Below are 6,203 nucleotides of genomic sequence, written 5' to 3' on the forward strand. Positions count from 1 at the left end.
GACGTATAGAGTGGTCAGCTTCTTCCGCAGGCTGGTGACATCGATGTCACTGGCGTTGGTCGCTGCGGCAAGGATGGGACTGAGGAATTGCTGCAGCGGCGCCTGCATGGAAGCGATGACCGACGAGAACGTCTGCTCGGCCAGGCCCGCCAGGTTGCCGAACACCGTTCGGGTCTGCGGTGTAATAAAGACGAACGTCGGGTCTTTGAGGACGGCATCGAGGAATTCCTTCGTTCCGTCCATGTCTTCCCCGCTGGAGAGGCGAAGGACGCGCTCGAAGCTCKGATAATCCGGAGACGCGTTGATATCCGGGGCGTCCTGTGCGCCCGCGATGCAGCGCGCCACCTTGTCGTCCCATCGTTCGAAGAGGAAGGACGCAAAGGCAGTAAACGCCGCACGACTCTGCGACGTCCAGAACGGATCGCCGCCCGGCTGGTCGGGATACAGAATGGCGGAGATGGTCTGGATCTCGCCAATGCGCTTCTCGGGTCTCATACCGGCGAGCGTCGTCATCGGGTTGAACCGATGCGTATTCCCGTTCTCCTCGTACGGTGCCCACACGCGAATGTCGTGGCCAAGCGCCTCACGCCAGCCACTCGTCGCCTTGTGGAGCTCGCCCTTGAGGTCGAGCACGACCATCGACTCTTCGTACGACAGCAGCACCGGGATCGCGACGCTGGTGGTTTTACCGGACCGCGTAGGGCTGATGGTGATGACGTGCTGCGCGCCGCCCAGCCACAGGTAGCGTCCCTTGTACTTGCCCATGAGGATGCTCTGCGACGTTTGCTTGAGCAGCCCCGCCTTCTTGAGGTCGGAAAGCTTGGCGAAACGCGCCTCGCCATGCATTGACTCGGGCCTGGCGCGTAACACCGGAATCAGCAGGCATAGCCAAGCCAGCAAAGGCGCACCGAAGCCGAAGGCACCGCATAGTTTTATCTTCGTGACGTACGGTGCGACTTGAGGAAGCTCCAGCGCTCTGAAGTACTCCCAGTACGTCGTCGCCCCGAGCGGTACCTGCTTGAGTCCAAGGACCCAAAGCGTCAGAAACCCCGCCAGATACTCGCCACCCACCAGACCGAGCAGCCCGAGGACTAGCACGGTGATTGCCTTGATCTTGCCGCTCATGCGCTTGCCGTCCGCCACCGTAACGTTGATTTATAAGCATGATTCAAGTGACAAACGAATGAGAGGGCCAAGCTCGTATTGAGCGCACTTTTCCGATTTCTTCTATTCGCCCCGCCCTCGGTTCTCACGCGCTGCCGCTCGCTCCCACGACATCCGCGCATGCGCGTCCGCCGTGCATTGCAGGCCCATGCGTGTCATCGCAGCGATGCTTTCAAGACCGATGGCCACGCGGCCGCAGTCGACGGCGTCCGATTCGTGGATGAGTTCTGCAAGCAGCTGCGTGAGACCTCGAGCGTATTGCAGCCACTCGGTCGCTTCGTTCAGCAGATCGTGAGGATTGGCGTAGGCATCGGCCCGACAATTCGTGCAGTTTTTGCGTGATGCGTTCATCGTGTTCTTCCTCTGAAGGGCCACGCGCGCCCGGAGGTGCGGCACGTCACGCACAGCGCAACGTGCCGCGGGTGGATACGGACTCGCGGGTTCATCGGCTGCCCGTGACCGGGCGCCGGGTGGCGTTATTGATGAAGTGGAGTGCAGCGTCAGCCTTGGTCGCTGACCCACGCGGCTACGCGCCGGATAGGACGGCCAAGAAAAACCTCATGAAAAGCGACTGCCGCTGCGGTTCGTCAACCGTGTCTGCGATGTAAGCGGACGTCCCGGTAACCGGTGGGTGTGTCGCCGAGGGGATTCGGCGGGCGAGCGACTGCCGTATGATGTGACGTAGTCAAATCAGCTCCAGAACAGTTGGTTTGATCAGCGGCCCGGGAGTGTTGATGCACTCTCGGGCCGCGCTTCTCACCGCATTGCGCGATGGTTGCCTGCGACGTGTTTTCGAATCGACAACGCAGGCAACGATGCGACCGTATCAAATCAACTTACGGTTGTCTGTAGTCGCCCCTCGACTTCTCTGAATCAGCGTATACGTAGCGACCTTCGTCGAGCTCACAATCAGGCGTATTGGTAGCAAACCACATCGGGTTGYGGCGCCTCCGGGTGAATTTTCAACCAGTCACCGAAGAGCTTGTCGATGCAGCAAGCCACCAGCCAGAAGAGTGGATCGTTGGGCGACAGGCCCGTACTTATGTCGCCTCCTACTCCTGCGAACACCCTTGGCACTACGCTATCCATCAGTCCCGCAGTAAGAGAATCGATGGTCTGGCTCTGTTGAAGAACTGCGGCCACCTCTTCCGGCGAAGTCCAAGGCGCGATCCTGTCGCCGTCATTGAACGCACGACGCAGAAAATGCCGCAAGGGCACGAGATCCAGTAGTCCCGGGTAACCGAGCGTCCAATGAGCAAACGATCCGTCTACTACCTCGGAGTGGGACCCTTGGCCATTGCCTCCCATGAGGTCAGGTGAAAAGACGAGAGACCTTTCCGGCGCCTGCGAGTCGAGCGGAAAGTTCCAGTACGGAAGACTCACCGAGGGATCAATCCGTTGAAGCTCTCGCTCGAAACGCATAAGGAACTGCCGCAGACGACTAAGCCCGCTTAGGGAATCGGCACCGCACGTCAGGAACGATTTCTGATATGTCGAGTACTCTTGGGCAAAGCCGTCGTACACCGTCGGCAACGGAAGACCAAGCCGAGGTCGATTCGTTCGCTTTAAGGCATCAACGAAGTTTGCCCGTTCGGAACTGGATAGCGCTAAGTAGTCGCGGCGCACGTAGATCGATGAACAGCTCAACTGTGCCTTTAACGCTCCACTGCGGGTCGCGGCGTACGCGAAGGCGGCGGTGGCCATACCCTGGATGAAGTGACGTCGTTTCATGGTGCTCCTCTCCGTGGCTGGTGAGCATCGACACGCGCATTCGTGAATGCCTGCGTGCAATGAACTCATGACTCAAGGAGGAGCGTCGCCCTTTGGAAACGGGCAAACAAGATGCCTACGTTGATAACCACGGCGCCGACGGCGGAATCGCAACGCCGTTCCGGCAGTTAGCATGGAAGCTGTTGAAATCGCTCACATGCTGCATTTTAAGTAGTGATTGGCCAGAAACCGAATCACGGCACTGGATGCTGCTCGACAATCTTGTCGACATGCCACGTCACCGGCGAAGCGTCAGCCGGAACATTCTTCGCATGCACCTCGGTGATCTTCACCAGGTACTCATTGCCCGGCTTCCAGTCGAGGCCTTCGACCGGCGCGTAGTTGATCTGCCAGGCGTCCTTCGGCGTCTCGCGGTACTGCAGGCATTCGGTCTTCATGACGCCATTCGTGCACGGCACCTTGCTGCCGGCGATGTACAGCAGGCGCGACCGCGAACCGTGGTCGGACGGCGTTGTCGCGCAGGCGGCGAGCGAGAGGACGGCGGCAGCAAGAAGGACGGAGCGCATGGCGGGAATCCGAAGTCGAATGCCCCAAAGAGATACCAGCTTCGGCGTGGCAAAGCCATGGACACGATGTGACGTTGCGGTAGGAGCCGATTTATCGGCGATGGGTGCTTGCCGTGGGCTAGCCCGCTGGCGCGGGATCGCCGATGAATCGGCTCCCACAGGACACCAACAAAAAAAAGGGGCCGGATTGCTCCGGCCCCTCTTCGTTTCCCTGCTATCAGGCGTACAGCGGGTTCGGCTTGTCGACGTCCAGCTTGTATTCCTTGATGGCGCGGCTCACATCCTTCGCGTTGACCTTGCCATCCTTCGCGAGGGCGGCCAGGGCGGCGTGGGCGATCCAGTAGCGGTCGACCTCGAAGTGGCTGCGCAGGTTCGCACGCGAGTCGCTGCGACCGAAGCCGTCCGTACCGAGCACCGTGTAGCGCATGCCGTCCGGCATGAACGCACGCACCTGGTCGGCGAACTCGCGGACATAGTCGGTCGCGGCAACGGCCGGGCCCTGACGCTCACCCAGCAAGCCGGTGATGTAGGGCACGCGCTGCGTGGCTTCCGGATGCAGGCGGTTCCAGCGCTCGGCGTCGAAACCTTCGCGACGGACTTCCGAGAAGCTCGGCACCGACCAGATGTCCGACGTCACGCCGAAGTCCTTCTCCAGGAGCTCCGCCGCGGCGATGACTTCGCGCAGGATCGTGCCCGAACCGAGCAGCTGCACGCGCGGCTCGTTCTTCTTCGCCTTGCCACCGTCCTTGAACAGGTACATGCCCTTGACGATGCCTTCCTCGCTGCCCTTGGGCAGGTCGGGGTGGGCATAGTTCTCGTTCATCACGGTGATGTAGTAGTAGACGTCTTCCTGCTCCTGCATCATCCGGCGCGTGCCGTCCTGCAGGATCACCGCCAGCTCGTAGGAGAAGGTCGGATCGTAGGAGATGACGTTCGGGATCGCGCCGGAGAGTAGGTGCGAGTGACCGTCTTCGTGCTGCAGGCCTTCGCCGTTGAGCGTGGTGCGGCCTGCCGTGCCACCGATGAGGAAGCCGCGCGCGCGCATGTCGCCCGCCGCCCAGCAAAGGTCACCGATGCGCTGGAAACCGAACATCGAGTAGTAGATGAAGAACGGCAGCATCGCCACGTTGCTGATGCTGTAGCTCGTTGCTGCAGCCAGCCACGCGCTCATGCCGCCGGCTTCGCTGATGCCTTCCTGGAGGACCTGGCCCTTCTGGTCTTCGCGGTAGTACAGCAGCTGGTCGGCGTCCTGCGGACGGTACTTCTGGCCGAACGGCGCGTAGATGCCGATCTGGCGGAACATGCCTTCCATGCCGAAGGTGCGAGCCTCGTCGGCAACGATCGGCACGACGCGCGGACCGAGTTCCTTGTCACGCAGCATGAGGTTCATGCCACGGACGAGGGCCATGGTCGTGGAGATCTCGCGCTCGCCCGTGCCCTTGGTGATCTGCTCGAAGGCTTCGAGCGTCGGCGCGGTGAACGACTTGTCCGACTTGCGACGACGCTGCGGCAGCGAACCGCCGAGCGCGCGACGGCGCTCGAGCATGTACTGCACTTCCTCCGAGTCCTTGCCCGGATGGTAGTACGGCACTTCCTCGAGCTTGTCGTCGGGAATGGGGATGTTGAAGCGGTCGCGGAAGGCGCGGATCGCGTCCGTATCCATCTTCTTCTGGTTGTGCGCCGGGTTCTGCGATTCGCCCGCAGCGCCCATGCCGTAACCCTTCACCGTCTTGGCGAGGACCACGGTCGGCATGCCCTTGGTGTTCACGGCCGCGTGGTAGGCCGCGTAGACCTTGTGCGGATCGTGACCGCCGCGGTTGAGGCGCCAGATGTCGTCGTCGGACATGTTGGCGACCAGCGCGGCCGTTTCCGGGTACTTGCCGAAGAAATGCTCACGCGTGTACGCGCCACCGAAAGCCTTGCAGGCCTGGTACTCGCCGTCGACGGTTTCCATCATCAGCTGGCGCAGCTTGCCCGTGGTGTCGCGGGCGAGAAGCGGATCCCAGTAGCTGCCCCACGCCACCTTGATCGCGTTCCAGCCGGCGCCACGGAACACGCCTTCGAGTTCCTGGATGATCTTGCCGTTACCGCGAACCGGGCCGTCGAGGCGCTGCAGGTTGCAGTTGATGACGAAGATGAGGTTGTCGAGGCCTTCGCGGCCGGCCAGCGAGATCGCGCCGAGCGACTCCGGCTCGTCCGACTCGCCGTCGCCCATGAAGCACCAGATCTTGCGATCGGACTTCGGAATGAGGCCGCGGTGCTCGAGGTACTTCCAGAACTGCGCCTGGTAGATCGCCTGGATCGGGCCGAGACCCATGGACACGGTCGGTACCTGCCAGTAGTCCGGCATCAGGTACGGATGCGGGTACGAGGAGAGACCCTTGCCCTTGCCTTCCACTTCCATACGGAAGAGGTCGAGCTGTTCTTCGCTGATGCGGCCTTCGAGGAACGAACGCGCGTACACACCCGGGGCCGAATGGCCCTGGTGGAACACGAGGTCGCCCGGATGGTCTTCGCTGGGTGCGCGCCAGAAGTGGTTGAAGCCGACGTCGTACAGCGTCGCCGAGGAAGCGAAGCTGGAGATGTGGCCACCGAGGTCGCCCGGCTTGCGGTTGGCGCGCACGACGGTCGCCAGCGCGTTCCAGCGGATCAGCGAGCGGATGCGCCATTCGATGGCGGCGTTACCGGGGCTGCGCGCTTCCATGTGCGGCGGGATGGTGTTCACGTACTCGGTGGTCGGGT

5 protein-coding genes are annotated in these 6,203 nt (G+C 61.9%); all 5 read right to left on the minus strand.

The annotated features are described in order from the left end of the window. Positions 1-1,125 (minus strand): type IV secretory system conjugative DNA transfer family protein (locus AC1DT2_RS13890; RefSeq protein ID WP_477296921.1); only part of this gene is annotated, 1,125 nt, incomplete at its 3' end. Positions 1,126-1,227: 102 nt separating this feature from the next. After that, on the minus strand, positions 1,228-1,515 hold the full coding sequence (locus AC1DT2_RS13895) for a hypothetical protein (RefSeq protein ID WP_477296923.1): 288 nt from the start codon (positions 1,513-1,515) through the stop codon (positions 1,228-1,230). 558 nt (positions 1,516-2,073) lie between these two features. After that, complete coding sequence (locus AC1DT2_RS13900) at positions 2,074-2,895, minus strand: tyrosinase family protein (protein ID WP_063570510.1); 822 nt, start codon at positions 2,893-2,895, stop codon at positions 2,074-2,076. A gap of 233 nt (positions 2,896-3,128) precedes the next feature. Continuing rightward, positions 3,129-3,461 carry a DUF4377 domain-containing protein gene (locus AC1DT2_RS13905; RefSeq protein ID WP_063570509.1) on the minus strand — a complete coding sequence of 111 codons (333 nt, stop codon included), beginning with the start codon at positions 3,459-3,461 and terminating at the stop codon, positions 3,129-3,131. A 217-nt stretch (positions 3,462-3,678) separates the two neighbouring features. Next, positions 3,679-6,203 (minus strand): pyruvate dehydrogenase (acetyl-transferring), homodimeric type (gene aceE / locus AC1DT2_RS13910; protein WP_477296924.1); only part of this gene is annotated, 2,525 nt, incomplete at its 5' end.

It is taken from the genome of Luteibacter sp. P4_E6 (assembly GCF_056401535.1).